The organism is Massilia timonae (assembly GCF_001866515.1).
In the GTDB taxonomy this organism is placed as follows: Bacteria; Pseudomonadota; Gammaproteobacteria; order Burkholderiales; family Burkholderiaceae_D; genus Telluria; species Telluria timonae.
Genome location: NZ_JRYB01000001.1, coordinates 5,321,745 through 5,337,938, shown reverse-complemented (window position 1 = coordinate 5,337,938; position 16,194 = coordinate 5,321,745). Strand labels below are relative to the sequence as shown.

Annotated in this window: 12 protein-coding genes and 1 tRNA gene; 7 read left to right on the top strand and 6 right to left on the bottom strand. The window is 67.3% G+C overall.

Going from position 1 to position 16,194, the window contains the following annotated elements:
• Positions 1-5: 5 nt before the first annotated feature.
• The 5 genes from LO55_RS22650 to LO55_RS22630 all read right to left on the bottom strand — a co-directional run bounded on the left by LO55_RS22650 (position 6) and on the right by LO55_RS22630 (position 3,451).
• Positions 6-926: an ABC transporter ATP-binding protein gene (locus LO55_RS22650; RefSeq protein ID WP_071363204.1), complete on the bottom strand. Its 921-nt coding sequence runs from the start codon at positions 924-926 to the stop codon at positions 6-8.
• Positions 923-1,297, bottom strand: a complete 375-nt coding sequence (locus LO55_RS22645; RefSeq protein WP_005669890.1) for a GntR family transcriptional regulator — start codon at positions 1,295-1,297, stop codon at positions 923-925. The genes LO55_RS22650 and LO55_RS22645 overlap by 4 nt, the downstream gene beginning before the upstream one ends.
• 146 nt (positions 1,298-1,443) lie before the next feature.
• On the bottom strand, positions 1,444-2,202 hold the full coding sequence (locus tag LO55_RS22640) for a UDP-2,3-diacylglucosamine diphosphatase (RefSeq protein WP_071363203.1): 759 nt from the start codon (positions 2,200-2,202) through the stop codon (positions 1,444-1,446).
• A gap of 31 nt (positions 2,203-2,233) precedes the next feature.
• Positions 2,234-2,725 carry a peptidylprolyl isomerase gene (locus LO55_RS22635; RefSeq protein ID WP_005669893.1) on the bottom strand — a complete coding sequence of 164 codons (492 nt, stop codon included), beginning with the start codon at positions 2,723-2,725 and terminating at the stop codon, positions 2,234-2,236.
• A gap of 57 nt (positions 2,726-2,782) precedes the next feature.
• Complete coding sequence (locus tag LO55_RS22630) at positions 2,783-3,451, bottom strand: peptidylprolyl isomerase (protein WP_071363202.1); 669 nt, start codon at positions 3,449-3,451, stop codon at positions 2,783-2,785.
• A gap of 271 nt (positions 3,452-3,722) precedes the next feature.
• Between LO55_RS22630 and cysS the strand changes: the two genes are divergently transcribed.
• The 6 genes from cysS (at position 3,723) to LO55_RS22600 (ending at position 9,923) form a co-directional block, all read left to right on the top strand.
• Positions 3,723-5,117 carry a cysteine--tRNA ligase gene (gene cysS / locus LO55_RS22625; protein WP_071363201.1) on the top strand — a complete coding sequence of 465 codons (1,395 nt, stop codon included), beginning with the start codon at positions 3,723-3,725 and terminating at the stop codon, positions 5,115-5,117.
• Positions 5,117-5,830 carry a DNA-3-methyladenine glycosylase family protein gene (locus LO55_RS22620; protein WP_229410215.1) on the top strand — a complete coding sequence of 238 codons (714 nt, stop codon included), beginning with the start codon at positions 5,117-5,119 and terminating at the stop codon, positions 5,828-5,830. Before cysS ends, LO55_RS22620 begins: the two co-directional genes overlap by 1 nt.
• A gap of 99 nt (positions 5,831-5,929) precedes the next feature.
• Complete coding sequence (locus tag LO55_RS22615) at positions 5,930-6,907, top strand: acetyl-CoA carboxylase carboxyltransferase subunit alpha (protein ID WP_005669899.1); 978 nt, start codon at positions 5,930-5,932, stop codon at positions 6,905-6,907.
• A gap of 67 nt (positions 6,908-6,974) precedes the next feature.
• Positions 6,975-8,330 carry a tRNA lysidine(34) synthetase TilS gene (tilS, locus tag LO55_RS22610; protein WP_071363200.1) on the top strand — a complete coding sequence of 452 codons (1,356 nt, stop codon included), beginning with the start codon at positions 6,975-6,977 and terminating at the stop codon, positions 8,328-8,330.
• Between the two features lie 154 nt (positions 8,331-8,484).
• Entirely contained in the window at positions 8,485-9,732 is a 1,248-nt protein-coding gene (locus tag LO55_RS22605; RefSeq protein ID WP_071363199.1) for an aspartate kinase, read from the top strand.
• A gap of 98 nt (positions 9,733-9,830) precedes the next feature.
• Positions 9,831-9,923: transfer RNA gene (locus LO55_RS22600), tRNA-Ser, on the top strand.
• Between the two features lie 393 nt (positions 9,924-10,316).
• Here LO55_RS22600 and mprF read toward each other — a convergent pair.
• Complete coding sequence (gene mprF / locus LO55_RS22595) at positions 10,317-12,887, bottom strand: bifunctional lysylphosphatidylglycerol flippase/synthetase MprF (RefSeq protein WP_143054605.1); 2,571 nt, start codon at positions 12,885-12,887, stop codon at positions 10,317-10,319.
• A gap of 211 nt (positions 12,888-13,098) precedes the next feature.
• Between mprF and LO55_RS22590 the strand changes: the two genes are divergently transcribed.
• On the top strand, positions 13,099-16,146 hold the full coding sequence (locus LO55_RS22590) for a sensor histidine kinase (protein WP_143054604.1): 3,048 nt from the start codon (positions 13,099-13,101) through the stop codon (positions 16,144-16,146).
• The last annotated feature ends 48 nt before the right edge of the window (positions 16,147-16,194 follow it).

The following is a 16,194-nucleotide window of genomic DNA, read 5'->3' as shown; positions in this document are numbered from 1 at the left end:
CGTGTTCATGCGTAGCTTCCTTTCATGGTGGCGACGAACAGGTCGGCCACGCTCGGGTGGCGCACTTCACCGAGGGCTTCGAGCTGGCTGCGCGACAAGCCGCCCGCGCGCTCGGTATCGAACAGCATCACCGACTTGCCGAACATGGCGCGCTGGTCGAGCGGCTGCAGGGCGCGCGCCGCGGCGGCCTTTTCGTTCGGCACCATCACCTCGACGTAGCGCCGGCCGATCTCTTCCATCGACGCCGCCAGCGCGATCTTGCCGTCGCGGATGAACAGCAGGTCGGTCAGGATGTGCTCGACTTCTTCCACCTGGTGGGTCGTGATGACGATGGTTTTTTGTTCGTCAAAGTAGTCTTCGAGCAGGTGCTGGTAGAACTGCTTGCGATACAGGATGTCGAGTCCGAGCGTCGGCTCGTCCAGTACCAGCAGCCGGGCGTCGATCGCCATCACCAGCGCCAGGTGCAACTGCACGACCATGCCCTTCGACATTTCCTTGACCTTCATGCCTGGCCTCAGCCTGGTGTTGGCGATGTAGCGTTCGGCCTTGCTGCGGTCGAAGCGCGGATGCACGCCCTCCACGAAGTCCACCGCGTCCTTGACCCGCAGCCAGCGCGGCAGGATGGCGACGTCGGCGATGAAGCACACGTCCTTCATCAGGTCGTCGCGCCGGGTGCGCGGATCGAGGCCCAGCACGGACAGCTCGCCCTCGAACGGGATCAGGCCCAGGGCCGCCTTGAGCGTGGTGGTCTTGCCCGAACCATTGGGGCCGATCAGGCCGACGATGCGCCCGGCCGGAATCTCGAAGTCGATGCCGTCGACCGCCACCTGCTTGCCGTAGTGCTTGGTCAAGCCGCGTGCGGACAGGACGGCGCCGGAGGCCGGGCTCGCAGACGTGTCATGGACCGCGTCTTGAACGGTGTTCATGCCGCACCTCCCTGTGGATTGCCGCTGTCGCGCAGCAGCTGTTCGACATCCAGCCCCAGGCGGCGGATGCGCTCGACCATGGCCGGCCACTCTTCGCGGACGAAACGTTCGCGTTCGCTTGCCAGCAGTTTTTCGCTTGCTCCCTCGGTGACGTACATGCCTATTCCCCTTCGTTTTTCCACCAGGCGCTCGTCGACGAGTTCCTGGTATGCCTTCGACACTGTTATCGGGTTCAGTTGGTACTCGGCGGCGATCGATCGCACCGAGGGCAGGGCGTCGCCGGCTTTCAACACGCCGTCGAGCATCATGCCGACCACCCGCTCCTTGAGCTGGCGGTAGATCGGGGTGCTATCGTTCCAGTCGGCGCTCATCGGTGGCCTCCCTCACGGTGCCTTGCAGTGTAATGCTCATGCATGCCTCCTTGGTGATGTATTGCGGTGGTGTTGTAGTGAACTATAACACCATAGGCGTAAATGTAAAGATGCAGACGTCGGGTTTCATCCCGACATCGCCGTTCCTACTGCGTCAGTTCGGTAAAGTCGTGGCGCACGATACTGCCGTCGGCGTGCAGCGCGAACCAGCCGCCGCGCATCGGCTCGGCGTCGAGTTCCCAATCGGGCAGCACGTAGCGCAGCTTCTTTCCATGCTCGTGCACGGCGGGGCGGTGGGTATGGCCATGGATGATGACGTCGGCCCCGGTCTCGAGGAACACGGCGTCGATCGCATCAGGCGTGACGTCCACGGTCTCGTACGCTTTCCCGGTGTGGGCGTCGCGCGAACCCTGGCGCAGGCCGGCGATGATCGCCTTGCGCTGGGCCAGCGGCATGCCGAGGAAGTTGGCTTGCCAGGCGGGTTGGCGCACCTGGGCGCGAAACGCCATGTATTGCGTGTCGAGCGTGCACTGGGCGTCGCCGTGCAGCAGGGCCACGCGGCGCGCGCCGGCCTCGATCACGTGCGGGTCTTGCAGCAGTTGCAGGCCGGCGGCCTTGGCGAAGGCGTCGCCGACCAGGAAATCGCGGTTGCCGGCCATCCAGTGGACGGCGGTGCCGGCGTCGGCCACCGTGCGGATCGCGGCGACCACCTGCGCGTTGAACGGGTCGGCGAGGTCGTCGTCGCCGGCCCAGTATTCGAAGATGTCGCCGAGCAGGTAGAGCCGCTCGGCCTGCACCGCGCGCGCGCTCAGGAAGGCCAGGAAGGCCTGCAGCGTGCGCGGGTGCGAGACCTGCAGGTGCAGGTCGGAGATGAACAGCGCGAACGGGCGCCCAGTACACGTCATCGGATTGACCGGTGCCAGTGCGCGCCGTGCATTACAGCACTTCGATCTTTTCGATGATGACCGCGTCGACCGGCACGTCCGAGTGCATGCCGCTGCGGGTGGTCTTGACGCCGTTGATCGCGTCGACCACGTCCTGGCCTTCGGTCACTTTGCCGAACACGGCGTAGCCCCAGCCGTCCTGGCCCGGGTAGTCGAGGAAGGCGTTGTTCTTGGTGTTGATGAAGAACTGGGCCGATGCCGAGTGCGGCGCCGAGGTGCGGGCCATGGCCAGCGTGTACTTGTCGTTCTTCAGGCCGTTCTTGGCTTCGTTCTCGACGGTCGCTTCGGTGGCTTTTTGCTTCATGCCTGGCTCGAAGCCGCCGCCCTGGATCATGAAGTCCTTGATCACGCGGTGGAAGATGGTGTTGGTGAAGTGGCCCTTGCCCACGTAGTCGAGGAAGTTGGCAACGGTCTTCGGTGCTTTTTCGGCGTCCAGCTCGGCGGTGATATTGCCCTGGTTGGTGGTGATGAGAATGGTCGTCATAGCTTGTCCTGTTCTATGGGTTGTTGTTTGCCCGGTATTGCAACTGCGGCAAAACCGTTATTTTACTAGCTTGTCGCCCTTCAGCAGGGTGACGTTCGTAATCTTGATCGGCACCACCGGCACGTTCTGCATGCCGCGCACGTCGTCGACGACCACGCCCTTGATCTTGTCGACCACCTCCTGGCCCTTCACGACCTTGCCGAACACGGTATAGCCCGAACCCTTGACGAAGGGGTGGTCGATGCCGGAATTGTCGGCCACGTTGATGAACCATTGCGAGGTCGCGCTGTCGGGGTTGTCCTCGCGCGCCATGGCGATGGTATAGGGCTGGTTCGACAGGCCGTTATCCGACTCGTTCTTCACCGGCTTGAGGGTTTTGCGGCCCTCGAATTTCTCGTTCATGCCGCCGGCCTGGATCATGAAGCCGTCGATCACGCGGTGGAAGATCGTGCCCTTGTAAAAGCCCGACTTGGCGTAGGCGGCGAAGTTGGCGACCGTCCTGGGGGCTTTTTCCTGGTCGAGCTGGACGACGATCTCGCCCATGGTGGTCTTGATCGCATACTGCGGGCCGACCATGACCGGGGCTGCGGCGGCCTCGGGCGCCGCAGCCGGATCAACGGCTTCCTGGGCCGGCGCGGCGCCTGCGAACAGCAGGCCGCAGGCGAGCAGGGCGGTGGCGCCCGTCATGCGGGCGAGCAGGGATCGGCGGGTGATCGATGACGACATCTGGCTTCCTCTGATGGACCTCGCGCAAGGCGCTGTCAAGGGTTTTCCCGAAAAATAAAGCTGGACCGTAGGCGGCCAGCCGGGATTTTATCAATGCTATACTTTACGAAAGGCGTTCGTAGTCAAGCGCCCCATTCTATCAAATAAGAACAACACCGAGGAGCCAGGCGAACCCGTCGCCGCACCCGCCCGATGCGCGCGTCCACTGCTGCGCCGGGTGGCTATTGCGGCTTGCGCTGCGCCCGGCGCTCCTCTTCCGAAACGGAACTCAATGAGCCAACTCAAGATTTACAACACGCTCGCGCGTGACAAGCAGGTATTCGTTCCCAAGGTCGCAGGCAAGGTCGGCATGTATGTATGCGGCATGACCGTCTACGATTACTGCCATGTCGGCCACGCGCGAATGATGATGGCTTTCGACGTCGTGTACCGCTGGCTGATGGCATCCGGCTACGAAGTCAACTACGTGCGCAACATCACCGATATCGACGACAAGATCATCCGGCGCGCGGTCGAGAATGGCGAGACCATCGGCGCGCTGACCAAGCGCTTCGAGAAATACATGGACGAAGACACGGACGCGCTCGGCATCCTGCCGCCGACCGTGGTGCCGCGCGCCACCGAATACGTGCCGCACATGCTGTCGATCATCGAGAAGCTCGAGCAAAAAGGGCTGGCCTATCAAACCGAGGATGGCGACGTCAACTACGCCGTGCGCGGTTTCGAAGGCTACGGCAAGCTGTCCGGCAAGTCGCTGGACGACCTGCGCGCCGGCGAGCGCGTCGACGTCAAGACGGCCAAGCGCGATCCGCTCGACTTCGTGCTGTGGAAGGCCGCCAAGGAATCCGAACCTCTCGAGGCCAAATGGGATTCGCAGTGGGGCCGCGGCCGTCCGGGCTGGCACATCGAGTGCTCGGCCATGTCGTGCGCCACGCTCGGCGAGCACTTCGACATCCACGGCGGCGGCGCCGACCTGCAGTTCCCGCACCACGAGAACGAGATCGCGCAATCCGAAGGCGCCTTCGGCGGCCCGATGGTCAACTACTGGATCCACAACGGCTTCGTGCGTGTGGATAACGAAAAGATGTCCAAGTCGCTGGGCAACTTCTTCACCATCCGTGAAGTCCTCGCGAAGTACGACGCCGAAGTGGTGCGCTTCTTCATCCTGCGCGCCCACTATCGCAGCCCGCTGAATTACTCGGACGTGCACATCGACGACGCCAGGGGCGCGCTGACGCGCCTGTACACGGCGCTCGCCGACGTCGACCTGGGCGATGGCGAACTGGCCGTCGACTGGGACGAAGCGCACGCGAAGCGCTTCCGCGACGCGATGGACGACGATTTCAACACCCCGCTGGCGGTGGCCGAACTGTTCGACCTGGCGAGCGAAGTCAATCGCGGCAAGTCGGTCGAGACTGCACGCCAGTTGAAGGCGCTGGCCGCCGTGCTGGGCCTGCTCGAGCGCGCGCCGCAAGCCTTCCTGCAGGCCGGCACGCCGGGCAGCGGCGGGCTCGATGAAGCGGCGATCCTCGATGCGATCGCGCGCCGCGCGGCCGCCAAGGCCGCACGCGACTTCGCCCAGGCCGACGCGATCCGCAAGGAACTCACGGCAGCCGGCATCGTCCTGGAAGACAAGGCCGACGGAACGACCTGGCGCCGCGCATAATGGCAGCCAACAAGGACAAGGCCGGCGGCGCCGCCGCAGGCGCCAGCGTGGAGTCGCCCGCGCTGCCGGCGCAGGATGCGCTGGCGGTGCCGATCTATTGGGCCGAGGCCAAGCGCGAACTGATGCAGCGCGACCGCATCATGAACAAGCTGATCCCCCAGTTCGGCGACCTGCACCTGCGCGGCCAGCCCGACCCGTTCATCACGCTGGCGCGGTCGATCGTGGGCCAGCAGGTGACGCCGAAAGCGGCCGACCTGGCCTGGGGCAAATTGCTTGCCGTCTGTCCGAAACTGGCGCCGAGCCAGGTGCTCAAGCTGGGGGCGGTGCAGCTGTCGGGGTGCGGCCTGTCCAAGCGCAAGACCGAATACATCCTCGACCTGGCCGACCATTTCAAGGCCAAGCGGGTGCATGCCGACCTGTGGTCGGAAATGGATGACGAAGCCGTCATCGCCGAGCTGGTCCAGATCCGCGGCATCACGCGCTGGACAGCCGAGATGTTTTTGATATTTAATCTGCTGCGGCCGAACGTCCTGCCACTGGACGACCCCGGCCTGATCCAGGGCATCAGCCAAAACTATTTCTCGGGCGAGCCGGTCTCGCGCAGCGATGCGCGCGAGGTCTCCGCCAACTGGGAACCCTGGCGCACGGTTGCTACATGGTATTTGTGGCGCAGCCTGGACCCGGTTGCATCCACCGTATCGCCCGCCAACTGAGCAATTCAGGCGTTCGATACGCTGTCGGCTTACGGTAGAATAGCGCCCTGATCCGCCGCGCATAACGGAGCGCGGCCAAGACATTACCCCGGAGGTACAATGACTAAAACAACTTTCCTCAATTTTGAGCAGCCGATTGCCGAGCTCGATTCCAAGATTGAAGAGCTGCGTTTCGTACAAGACGATTCCGCTGTCGACATCTCCGAAGAGATCGATCGCCTGGACAAGAAGAGCCAGCAGCTCACCAAGGACATCTATGCCAAGCTGACTCCGTGGCAAGTGTCGCAGATCGCGCGCCACCCGCAGCGTCCTTACACGATGGACTACGTGAACGCGATCTTCACCGATTTCCATGAGCTGCACGGCGACCGCACCTTCGCCGACGACCAGTCGATCATCGGCGGCCTGGCCCGCTTCAACGGCCAGCCATGCATGGTGATCGGCCACCAGAAGGGTCGCGACACCAAAGAGCGCGCGATGCGCAACTTCGGCATGCCGAAGCCCGAAGGCTACCGCAAGGCGATGCGCCTGATGAAGCTGGCGGAAAAATTCGGCCTGCCGATCTTCACGTTTGTCGACACGCCCGGCGCATTCCCCGGCATCGACGCCGAGGAGCGCGGCCAGTCCGAAGCGATCGGTCACAACCTGTACGTGATGGCCGAACTGAAAGTGCCGCTGATCGCCACCATCATCGGCGAAGGCGGTTCGGGCGGCGCGCTGGCGATCGCCGTCGGCGATGCGGTGCTGATGCTGCAATACTCCACCTATTCGGTGATCTCGCCGGAAGGCTGCGCCTCGATCCTGTGGAAGACCTCGGAACGCGCGGCCGACGCCGCCGAAGCCCTGGGCCTGACCGCGCACCGCCTGAAGGCGATGGGCCTGGTCGACAAGATCGTCACCGAACCGCTCGGCGGCGCCCACCGCGATCCGGCGCAGATGGCGCAAATGCTCAAGCGCGCGCTGGCCGATTCGCTGCGCCAGTTCCAGGGCATGAAAACCAAGGACTTGCTGGAAGCCCGTCACGCGAAGCTGATGAGCTATGGCAAGTTCAAGGAAACGCTGCCGCGCGAGGAGTAATCCTCTGAGCCGTTCCAACAGCGGGGCCAACCCGGCCGGGCTGGTCCCGGCATCGTTCGCGCAAGCCATGTCCGGCTTGCGCGCCAAATACTCCCCCCAATCCATCGCAGTTGCGTGTAGCGGCGGCCTCGATTCGATGGTCGTGCTGCGGCTGGCGCACGACTGGTGCGCACAGCAGGGCGTGCGGCTGCATGCCTTCCACGTTCATCACGGACTGAGCCCGCATGCCGATGACTGGCGCGCGCATTGCGAGCGCAGTGCGGCGGCGCTCGGCGTCGGCTTCGACCAGCGCCGGGTGACGATCGCGCACGACGGTTCCGGCGTCGAGGCCGCGGCGCGCAAGCTGCGCTACGCCGCGCTGGGCGAGATGTGCCGCGCGCATGGCGCCAGTCTGCTCCTGACCGCCCACCATCTCGACGACCAGGCCGAGACCGTGCTGCTGCAATTGCTGCGCGGTTCGGGTCCGGCCGGCCTGTCGGGCATGGATGCCGACAATCTCGCGCCAGGATTGCTGGGTGTCGCCGGCCTGCCGATGGCGCGGCCCTTGCTGTCGCTGCCGCGCGCCGCCCTGGAAGCGTATGCGGCCGAGCATGGATTGCACTGGGTCGAGGACGAGTCGAACCAGGACCCGCGCTATACCCGCAATGCGCTGCGCCACCAGGTGATGCCGGCGCTGGCGGCGAACTTCCCCGGCTTCCAGGCGCGGCTGGCGCGCGGCGCTGCCCACGTGGCCTCGGCCCAGCGCCTGCTCGACGAACTGGCGGCCCAGGACCTGGCGGCCTGCCAGGATGGCGACGCCATCGACCTGGCCTGTCTTGGCAGCTTGAGCGCCGACCGCATCGACAACTTCATGCGCCACCTGTTCATGGTGCGCGGCCTGGCGATGCCGTCGACCGCCTGGTTGAACGAGATGGTGGCGCAACTGTTCTCGGCGCGCGAGGATGCGCAATTGAAGGTCACGCATCCGGGCTGCCATATCCGCCGCCACCGCGGCAAGCTGTATCTCACGCCGCACTTGCCGGACTTGGCCGGCATGCGCGATCCCGACGATATCGGCGTGCTCGACAGGGAAGGGCAAGCGTTCCGCTGGCAGGGCGAGGCGTCGATCGCCTTCCCGGACTACGGCGGCGTGCTGCACTTCGAGCCGGCGCGGCAGGGCTTCGATGCGGCCTGGCTGCGCGCGCAAACCCTGACCATCGATTTCCGCAAGGGCGGCGAGCGCCTGAAGCCCGCGGCCAACCGGCCGTCGCGCAGCCTGAAGGCGCATTACCAGGCGCTGGGCGTGCCGGCATGGGAGCGCGAGCGGCTGCCGACGGTCAGCCGCGACCTCGACCTGCTGTTCGCCGCCGGCATCGGCATGGATTGCCGGCACTGGTCGGCGCTTGGTCAGGAGCTGATCGCGCTGCGCTGGGAAGTGAACTGAAGCTAGATTGTATAGGCAAGTGTATTCCGAAAACGCATTAGGTTATTTTCTTTCCATATAGCTTTTTCGATCTCCAAGCCTTGTGATGCCGCGTTGCAGCATGCTACATTAAGAGTCTTCTTTTCTCTTTACACAAGCTGGAACCCTTCCTGATATGGCTTTAATTGTCCACAAATATGGCGGGACGTCGATGGGCTCGACGGACCGTATCAAGAATGTCGCGGCCCGGGTGGCCAAGTGGCATGACGCAGGTCACCAAATCGTCGTTGTGCCGTCCGCGATGTCGGGCGAGACCAACCGCCTGATTGGTCTGGCCAAGGAAATCATGCCGCAACCCGACCCGCGCGAACTGGACATGATCGCCTCGACCGGCGAGCAGGTGTCGGTTGGCCTCCTGGCCATGGCACTGCTGGCCATCGGCAAGGATGCGGTGTCGTACACCGGCTGGCAGGCGGGCATCCGCACCGACTCCTCGTTCACCAAGGCGCGCATCCAGTCGATCGACGACAGCCGCGTGCTGCGCGACGTCGCGGCCGGCAAGATCGTCATCATCACCGGCTTCCAGGGCGTGGATGAAGAAGGCAATATCTCGACCCTGGGTCGTGGCGGCTCGGATACCTCGGCAGTGGCGATTGCGGCCGCGCTGAAGGCCGAGGAATGCCTGATCTACACTGACGTCGACGGCGTCTACACGACCGATCCACGCGTGGTGGACGAGGCGCGCCGCCTGTCGAAGATCACGTTCGAGGAAATGCTCGAACTGGCCTCGCTGGGCTCGAAGGTGCTGCAGACTCGCTCGGTCGAGTTCGCCGGTAACTACCAGGTGCCGACGCGCGTGCTGTCGTCGCTGACCGATCCCCTGATGCCGCTGGAAGAAGAAGCCCAGTCCGGCACCCTGATTTCGTTTGAGGAAGAAAGCAATATGGAACAAGCCGTCATCTCCGGCATCGCGTTCAATCGCGACGAAGCAAAGATCACCGTCCTGGGCGTGCCGGACAAGCCGGGCGTGGCGTACCACATCCTGGGCCCGATCGCCGAAGCGAACATCGAAGTCGACATGATCATCCAGAACCAGTCGGTGGACGGCAAGACCGATTTCACCTTCACCGTGCCGCGCAATGACTACGTGCGCGCGATGGGCGTGCTGGAGAGCCAGCAGCAGGCGCTGGGCGCCACCAAGGTGCTGGGCGACGCCAAGGTGTCGAAGGTGTCGGCGGTGGGCGTGGGCATGCGCAGCCACGTCGGCGTGGCGTCGCAGATGTTCCGCACCTTGTCGGAAGAGGGCATCAACATCCAGATGATCTCGACCTCCGAAATCAAGATTTCGGTGCTGATCGACGAGAAGTATATGGAGCTCGCAGTGCGCGCACTGCACAAGGCATTTGGCCTGGAGCAAGGTTAACAAATTTCAAAATTTTTGGGCGTGCGTCCTTGACGCAATGAGGTCCAGCCCTTAAGATGCCTGCACTCAGCGCTGACGTGCAAACGCCGGTTCTGATGGGAGACGTGGCCGAGTGGCCGAAGGCACTTCCCTGCTAAGGAAGCATACGGCTTATACCCGTATCGTGGGTTCGAATCCCACCGTCTCCGCCAAGTTTGATGAAAAAAGCCACCGCAAGGTGGCTTTTTTCATTGTTGGCGTATCAGCCGAGTAGAGCGCCTGCGCGCTCTGCGTGTCCTGCCCTGAGGGCGTAATTCGAAGCTGCGCGCGTGCTCGCGCGTGGGCGGCCTGCGGGACGTAGGCGTATCCCACCGTCTGCGTCAGGTTCGATGCTGGCGGCGTCGGCGCCGCGCCATCGCGAGCGTGAACAGCCCGCCGGCGCACATGCCAGGAAGCAGATGTGCAGTCGCGCGTGGCGCGCCATGGTGGTCCTCCAGGCAATGCGGTCATTGGCCATCATGCGCCGTACATCGCCGCGAGACTTTCGAAACGGCCGATGCCGGGCGGTTTGAGCCGCCCCCTGGCGCCGCACTCTGAATATGCCTTTACCCGAAGATCCTGGCATACCCCCGTGCCGACAGCGCCGCCACATCGGCCAGCAGCGCCGGAAGAAACTTCCCGCTCGCATAGGCGATATACCGCGGCTCCCACACCGGATGGAATTTCTCCTTGTACGCGCGCAGTCCCTGGAATTTGTAGAACGACTCCCCATGCCGGTACACGAAGCCGGCCAGCCGGTTCCACATGGGCGTGGCCCGCGACGCGCGCACGCCGGACAGCGGCGCCATGCCGAGGTTGAACCAGCGGTAGCCGTGCTCCTGGCCCCACAGGAAGACATGGGTGAGCAAGCCATCCATCAGGCCGCGCGGTGCCGCGTGCATGAACCGCATCAGGTCGATCGACAGTTCCTCGCCGGTGGGCCCGCACAACAGGTTGGCGAAGGCCACGATGCGGCCTTCGCGCTCGAGCACCGCGACCGGTTGCCGCGTCAGATAGTCATCGGCAAAGAAGCCCAGCGAAAATCCCTTTTCGCCGCCGGCCTTGCCGGCCAGCCAGTCATCCGACACCGAACGCAGCTGCGGCAGGATCGCCGGCACGGATTCCGGCGCCACGATCCGGAAATCCACGTGCTCGCGCTTTAGGCGCTGCATGGCAGCCCTTAGATCCTTGAAGCGCCCTCCCGCCAGCGACAGGCTGTCGAGGCGGATGCGCGCTTCCTCGCCGAACTTGGCGAACGCCAGCCCCAGGTCGGCGTAGCAGTGCAGCTGCTCCGGATGCACCTGGTAGAACACCGGGGTGGCGCCGGCATCATCCGCGCGCTCGACGAAGTCGCGTGTCAAGAACGCGGCGGCGGCTGGCGGGCCGACCGGATCGCCCAGCGCCACCCAGGTGCGGCCGCGCACGCCGTACATGATGAAGGCCGTGCGCTCTGGGTTGAACAGCAGCTCCTTGTCGCGCAGCCAGGCCAGGTAGGGCAAGGTCGCGCCCTGTGCGCGCACGATGCGCTCGGCGTCGGCCAGCGTCTCGTTCGATGGCGGTTCGGCCAGGTGCGGCGGCGGCCTGAGCAGGCGCGCGACGCCGAAGGCGAACAGGACCACGGCGGCGCCCAGGCTGGCGCGCAGGAAGCGCGGCGCGTCGGCGTGCAAGGCCACCTGCCACCACAGCGTGTTCGAATAGTCGACGTGGCGATAGGCGAAGACGCCGATCCACAGCGAGGCGCCGAAGGCGGCCGCGATCGCGACGATCCAGCCGGGCGAGAAACGGGTGTCGAACAGCGCCGCGCGCCTGTCGAACAGGCGGCGGCTCGGCGCGAACACCAGCAATAGCAAGGCCAGCAGCGTCGCTTCTTCCCAGTCGCCGCCCTTGAGCAGCGAGGCCGCGATGCCGGCGGCCAGCGCGCCGACGGCGAGCTGCCAGGCCAGCCGGATGCGGCGCGCGATCGCCTGCGCCAGCAGCAGCAGGGCCACGCCCACGACGCTGCCGATGAAATGCGACGCTTCGAACAGGCCGACCGGAAACAGGCGCGACAGCCAGTGCAGCCGTTCGTGCGCGGCCGGCGTGGCGCCCGAGACCAGCAGCAGCAGGCCGCCCATGAAGGTGAACAGCGCCAGGATCCTGGGCGCGAGCCGCACCGAGTGCTGGCCCAGCGACTGGTCGAGCTGTTGCAGGCGCCCGCGCCGGCGCCGCGTCTCGTCGCCGACCAGCAGGACCAGCGCCAGGCTCAGCGGCAGCAGATAATAGACCAGGCGGTACAGCAGCAGCGCCGCCACGATCTGGTCGGCGCGCAGGTACGGCGCCAGCAGCAGCGCCACGATGCCGTCGAAGACGCCGAGCCCGCCGGGCACGTGGCTGGCCAGCGCCACCAGCTGCGCCGCGAGGAAGGCGCCAAGCACGACGGGGTAGGGCGGGCCGCCTGGCGGCAGCAGGACATACAGGATGCCGGCCGCGAGCATCCAGTCGGTCATCGACACCAGCAGCTGGGCCAGCGTGAGCGGCAGCGGCGGGATTCGCATATCGAAGCCGCGCACCCGTAGCGGCGTCTTGCGCGCCAGCGGCAGGAACAGGTAGCTGCCCACGAGCGCCAGGCAGACCAGGCCGAGCCACTGCGCGCCGCGTTGCGCCAGTTCGCCCTGCAGCCAGGCATGCGGGTGATTGACGAGGCTCCAGCCGCCCAAAGCCAGCAGGCCAAGCCAATAGGTGATGCCATTCAGCGCCACGATCCGGGACAGGTCGGCGCCGCCTACGCCCCAACGCGAATAGAAGCGGTGGCGCACGGCCGTCCCCGACAGCAGTGCGAAGCCGACGCTGTTGCTGATCGCGTAGCCGATGACAGCGGTCAGGGCGATGCGCGCGCGTGCGATGCGCTTGCCGATGTAGACGAAGGCCAGCTGGTCGTAGCAGCTCAGGACCAGGTAGTTGGCCGCGCAGCACAGCAGGGCGAGCAGCAGATGCCCGGCGCCGAGGCGGGCCAGCGCCGCCTGCAGGTCGCGATAACGGATCTGCTGGAGTTCGCCGTGCAGGACCCAGACTGCCGCGCACAAGAGCACGGCCGCGACCAGCGGCGGCAGCCAGCTGCGCAGTCCGGCCTGCCGGCTGGCGATCGGGGCGGCGCTCACGGTGTGGACCTCGTGTCCATGCGGATGGGTGGATGTGGGATGTGCTCGCCGGGCACGGGCGCCGGCATCTTCCGTTCGAGCCGCGCCGGACGCGGTGGTTCCGTCCTGCGGGCCGGTTCATGTGGTGGGAGCGGGCGCGTGTCCGTCCGGCGGGGGCGGATAGCGCAACGACGGATGCGGCCGCAGTCAGTCCCGATGCTATGATCGGGCAATGGAAATCCTGCAACATCGAGGCTTTCGCCGGTGGCCGGGCCGGCCTGGATCGCCCGCGCTGGCGGCATGCGCGCTCGCCTTGCTGGTGGCCGCCGGCACGGCCATGCCGGCGGCGGCGCAGGAGCATGCGCCCGAACGCCTGGAGCACCGGCGCTGGCTGTCGGCCGACGGCGGGCCGAGCCAGGTCGGCGCGATCGTCCACGGCGCCGACGGCTATCTCTGGCTCGGCACCAACGACTCGCTGGTGCGTTTCGACGGCCTGCGCTTCCGGCGCCAGCCACCCGGCGCGCGCGGGGCGCCCGCCATCGTGTCGTCCTTGCTGGCCCAGGGCGACGCCCTGTGGGTGGGCCTGCGCAGCGGCGGCGTGGCGCTGGCCCGTCCCGGGGCCGCCCTCGCGCGCGAGCGCGGCCCCGGCGCCCCGGCCGGGGTGGTGTACGGGCTGGCGCTGGACCGGAGCCAGGCCATCTGGGCCGCCGCCGAGGACGGCCTGGCGCGGCGGGTGAACGGCGCCTGGCGGCGCATCGGCCGCGACCAGGGTGTCGACGAGGCCGGCGCCCGCGCCGTGTTCGTCGACCGCGACGGCGTGCTGTGGGTCGCCGGCGAACGCAAGCTCCATTACCTGCGCGAGGGCGCCGGGCGCTTCACCGACACCGGCCTGCGGCTCGATGGCGTGAGCCAGATCGCGCAGGCGCCCGATGGCGCGCTGTGGCTGGCCGAGCGCCGGGGCGGCCGGGTGCACCGCGTGGTGCTGCACGAGAATGGGCTGTCGTCCGGCACGGCGCCGCTCGATGCGCCCGCGACCAGCCTCGTGTTCGACGGCGCCGGCGGCCTGTGGCTCGGCACGGCCGGCCGCGGCCTGCTGCACGTGGCGCGCCCGGACGGCCTGGCGGCGCTGGCCGGCGCCAGCCGCTTCACGGCCAGGCAGGGCCTGAGCTCGGACTTCGTGTGGCGGCTGCACCTGGACCGCGCCGGTAATCTGTGGGTCGGCACCAATGCCGGCCTGGACCGCTTCCGGCCGCGCATCCTGGCGCCTTCGGCGTTCCCGCCCGGCGCACTGAACGTGGCGCTGGCCGCCGGCGGCGACGGCAGCCTGTGGGGCGGTCCGGGCAGCGGCTCGGCGCTGCGGCTGCAGGGCGGCCGCGTGGGGGCGCTGGCGATGCCGGCGCCGGTCAACAGCGCCATCAGCGACGCCGAGGGCGGCATCTGGATGGCCGGCCCGGCCGGCATCTGGCGCTCGCGCGGCGCCCGGCTGGCATTCGTGGCCGACCTGCCGCCCGGCGCCGCCGGCCAGGCGCCGGTGCGCGCGATGGCGCGCGATGCGCAAGGCGTGCTGTGGGTCTCGATCAACAAGGTGGGCCTGTTCCGGCGCGAGGCGCAAGGATGGGTGCGCGCGCCCGTGGCGCCAGGCCGCGACAGCCAGCGCATGCCGGTCAGCGCGCTGGCCGCGCCCGACGGCTGGTTGTGGTTCGGCTACCGCGACGGCCTGCTCGAAGCGCGCCGCGGCGGGCAGACGCTGCGCTGGAGCGCGTCCGACGACCTTGGCCACGTCACCGCGCTGGCGCACCACGCGGGGCGCACCTGGGTCGGCGGCCAGCATGGCCTGGCGTATGTCGAAGCGGGCCGCCTGCGCCGCCTGCCGCTGCCGGACGACGGCGTGTTCGACAACATCTATGCCATCGTCCCGGTCGCGGCGGCCACCGGGGCTGCCGATGTCGACCTGTGGCTGCATGGCAGGGCGGGCATTTTCCAGATCGGCGCCGCCGAACTGCGGCGCGCGATGGCCACGCCCGGCCACCGGATCCGTTATCGTTCCTTCGACGCGCTGGGCGGCCTGGCGAACGATCCGCACCAGGTGCTGCCGTTGCCGACCGCCGTAAGCGGCGCCGATGGCCGGCTGTGGTTCTCGACGAGCGGCGGGGTGGTGTCATTGGACCCCGCGCGCCTGCCGCCCGCCGAGCCCGGGCCGATGGTCCGGATCGAGGCGGTCAGCGTGGACGGCGCCCGGGTGGACCCCGCTGCCTCGCTCAGCCTGGCGCCGCAGGCGCAGCGCATCGCCATCGACTACACGGCGCCGAGCCTGGCCGCGCCGGAGCGCCTGGGGTTTCGCTACCGGCTGGACGGCTTCGACACCGACTGGGTGGACGCCGGCCGTGCGCGCCAGGCCATCTATACCGGCCTGGCGCCGGGCGCCTATCGCTTTCGCGTCATCGCCCTGAACAAGGATGGCGTGCCGAGTCCGCGCGAGGCGGTGTTGCCGTTCAGGGTGGCGCAGGCGTTCTACCGTCATCCGCTGTTCCTGGCCGGCGCCGCCGTGCTGGCGCTGGCCGCTCTGCGGCTGGCCTACCGGGCCACGGCGCGCCGCGCCGCCGAGCGCGTGCGCGACCGCCTGCAGGAACGCCACCGCGAACGCGAGCGCATCGCGCGCGAGCTGCACGACACCCTGCTGCAGGGCGTGCACGGACTGGTGCTGCGCTTCCAGGCGGCGGCCGACACGCTGCCCGCGGACGCGCCCGCCCGCGCGCGCCTGGAACAAGCCCTGGTGCGCGCCGACCAGGTGCTGGTCGAGGGGCGCGAGCGCGTGCGCGCGCTGCGTGGCGGTCCGCTCGACACGCGCGAGCTGCACGAGGCGCTGGCGGCGGCCGGCGAGGAACTGGCCGCGCAATGGGCCTGCGGCTTCGCGTTCGCGGTGCGTGGGACGGTGCGACGCCTGCAGCCGGCGGTCCTGGACGAGGTTTGCCGGATCGGTCTCGAGGCGCTGCGCAACGCCTTCGCCCATGCCCGGGCCGCGCAGGTCAGGATCGAGGTCGTGTACCGGCGCTCCGCCTTCGTGCTGACGGTCGCGGACGACGGCCGCGGCATCGATCCGGCCTGGCTGCGCGAACAGGGCCGGCCCGACCACTGGGGCTTGCGCGGCATGCGCGAACGCGCCGAGCGCATCGGCGCCAGGCTCGACATCCATAGCGGCGGCGGTCGGGAAGGGTGGCGCGGCACGCGGGTGGCGCTGACGCTGCCGGCGCGCATGGCTTACCGGGGCCGCCCGTCCTGAGCAGGAGACGCAGCCGGAAGCTGGTGTGGCTTGCCCGAATTATTGAGA

Bases quoted from the DNA above. Each gene is read 5' to 3' on its own strand.
- LO55_RS22650 (WP_071363204.1), bottom strand. From the start codon at position 926: ATGAACACCGTTCAAGACGCGGTCCATGACACGTCTGCGAGCCCGGCC.
- LO55_RS22645 (WP_005669890.1), bottom strand. From the start codon at position 1,297: ATGAGCGCCGACTGGAACGATAGCACCCCGATCTACCGCCAGCTCAAG.
- LO55_RS22640 (WP_071363203.1), bottom strand. From the start codon at position 2,202: ATGACGTGTACTGGGCGCCCGTTCGCGCTGTTCATCTCCGACCTGCAC.
- LO55_RS22635 (WP_005669893.1), bottom strand. From the start codon at position 2,725: ATGACGACCATTCTCATCACCACCAACCAGGGCAATATCACCGCCGAG.
- LO55_RS22630 (WP_071363202.1), bottom strand. From the start codon at position 3,451: ATGTCGTCATCGATCACCCGCCGATCCCTGCTCGCCCGCATGACGGGC.
- cysS (WP_071363201.1), top strand. From the start codon at position 3,723: ATGAGCCAACTCAAGATTTACAACACGCTCGCGCGTGACAAGCAGGTA.
- LO55_RS22620 (WP_229410215.1), top strand. From the start codon at position 5,117: ATGGCAGCCAACAAGGACAAGGCCGGCGGCGCCGCCGCAGGCGCCAGC.
- LO55_RS22615 (WP_005669899.1), top strand. From the start codon at position 5,930: ATGACTAAAACAACTTTCCTCAATTTTGAGCAGCCGATTGCCGAGCTC.
- tilS (WP_071363200.1), top strand. From the start codon at position 6,975: ATGTCCGGCTTGCGCGCCAAATACTCCCCCCAATCCATCGCAGTTGCG.
- LO55_RS22605 (WP_071363199.1), top strand. From the start codon at position 8,485: ATGGCTTTAATTGTCCACAAATATGGCGGGACGTCGATGGGCTCGACG.
- LO55_RS22590 (WP_143054604.1), top strand. From the start codon at position 13,099: ATGGAAATCCTGCAACATCGAGGCTTTCGCCGGTGGCCGGGCCGGCCT.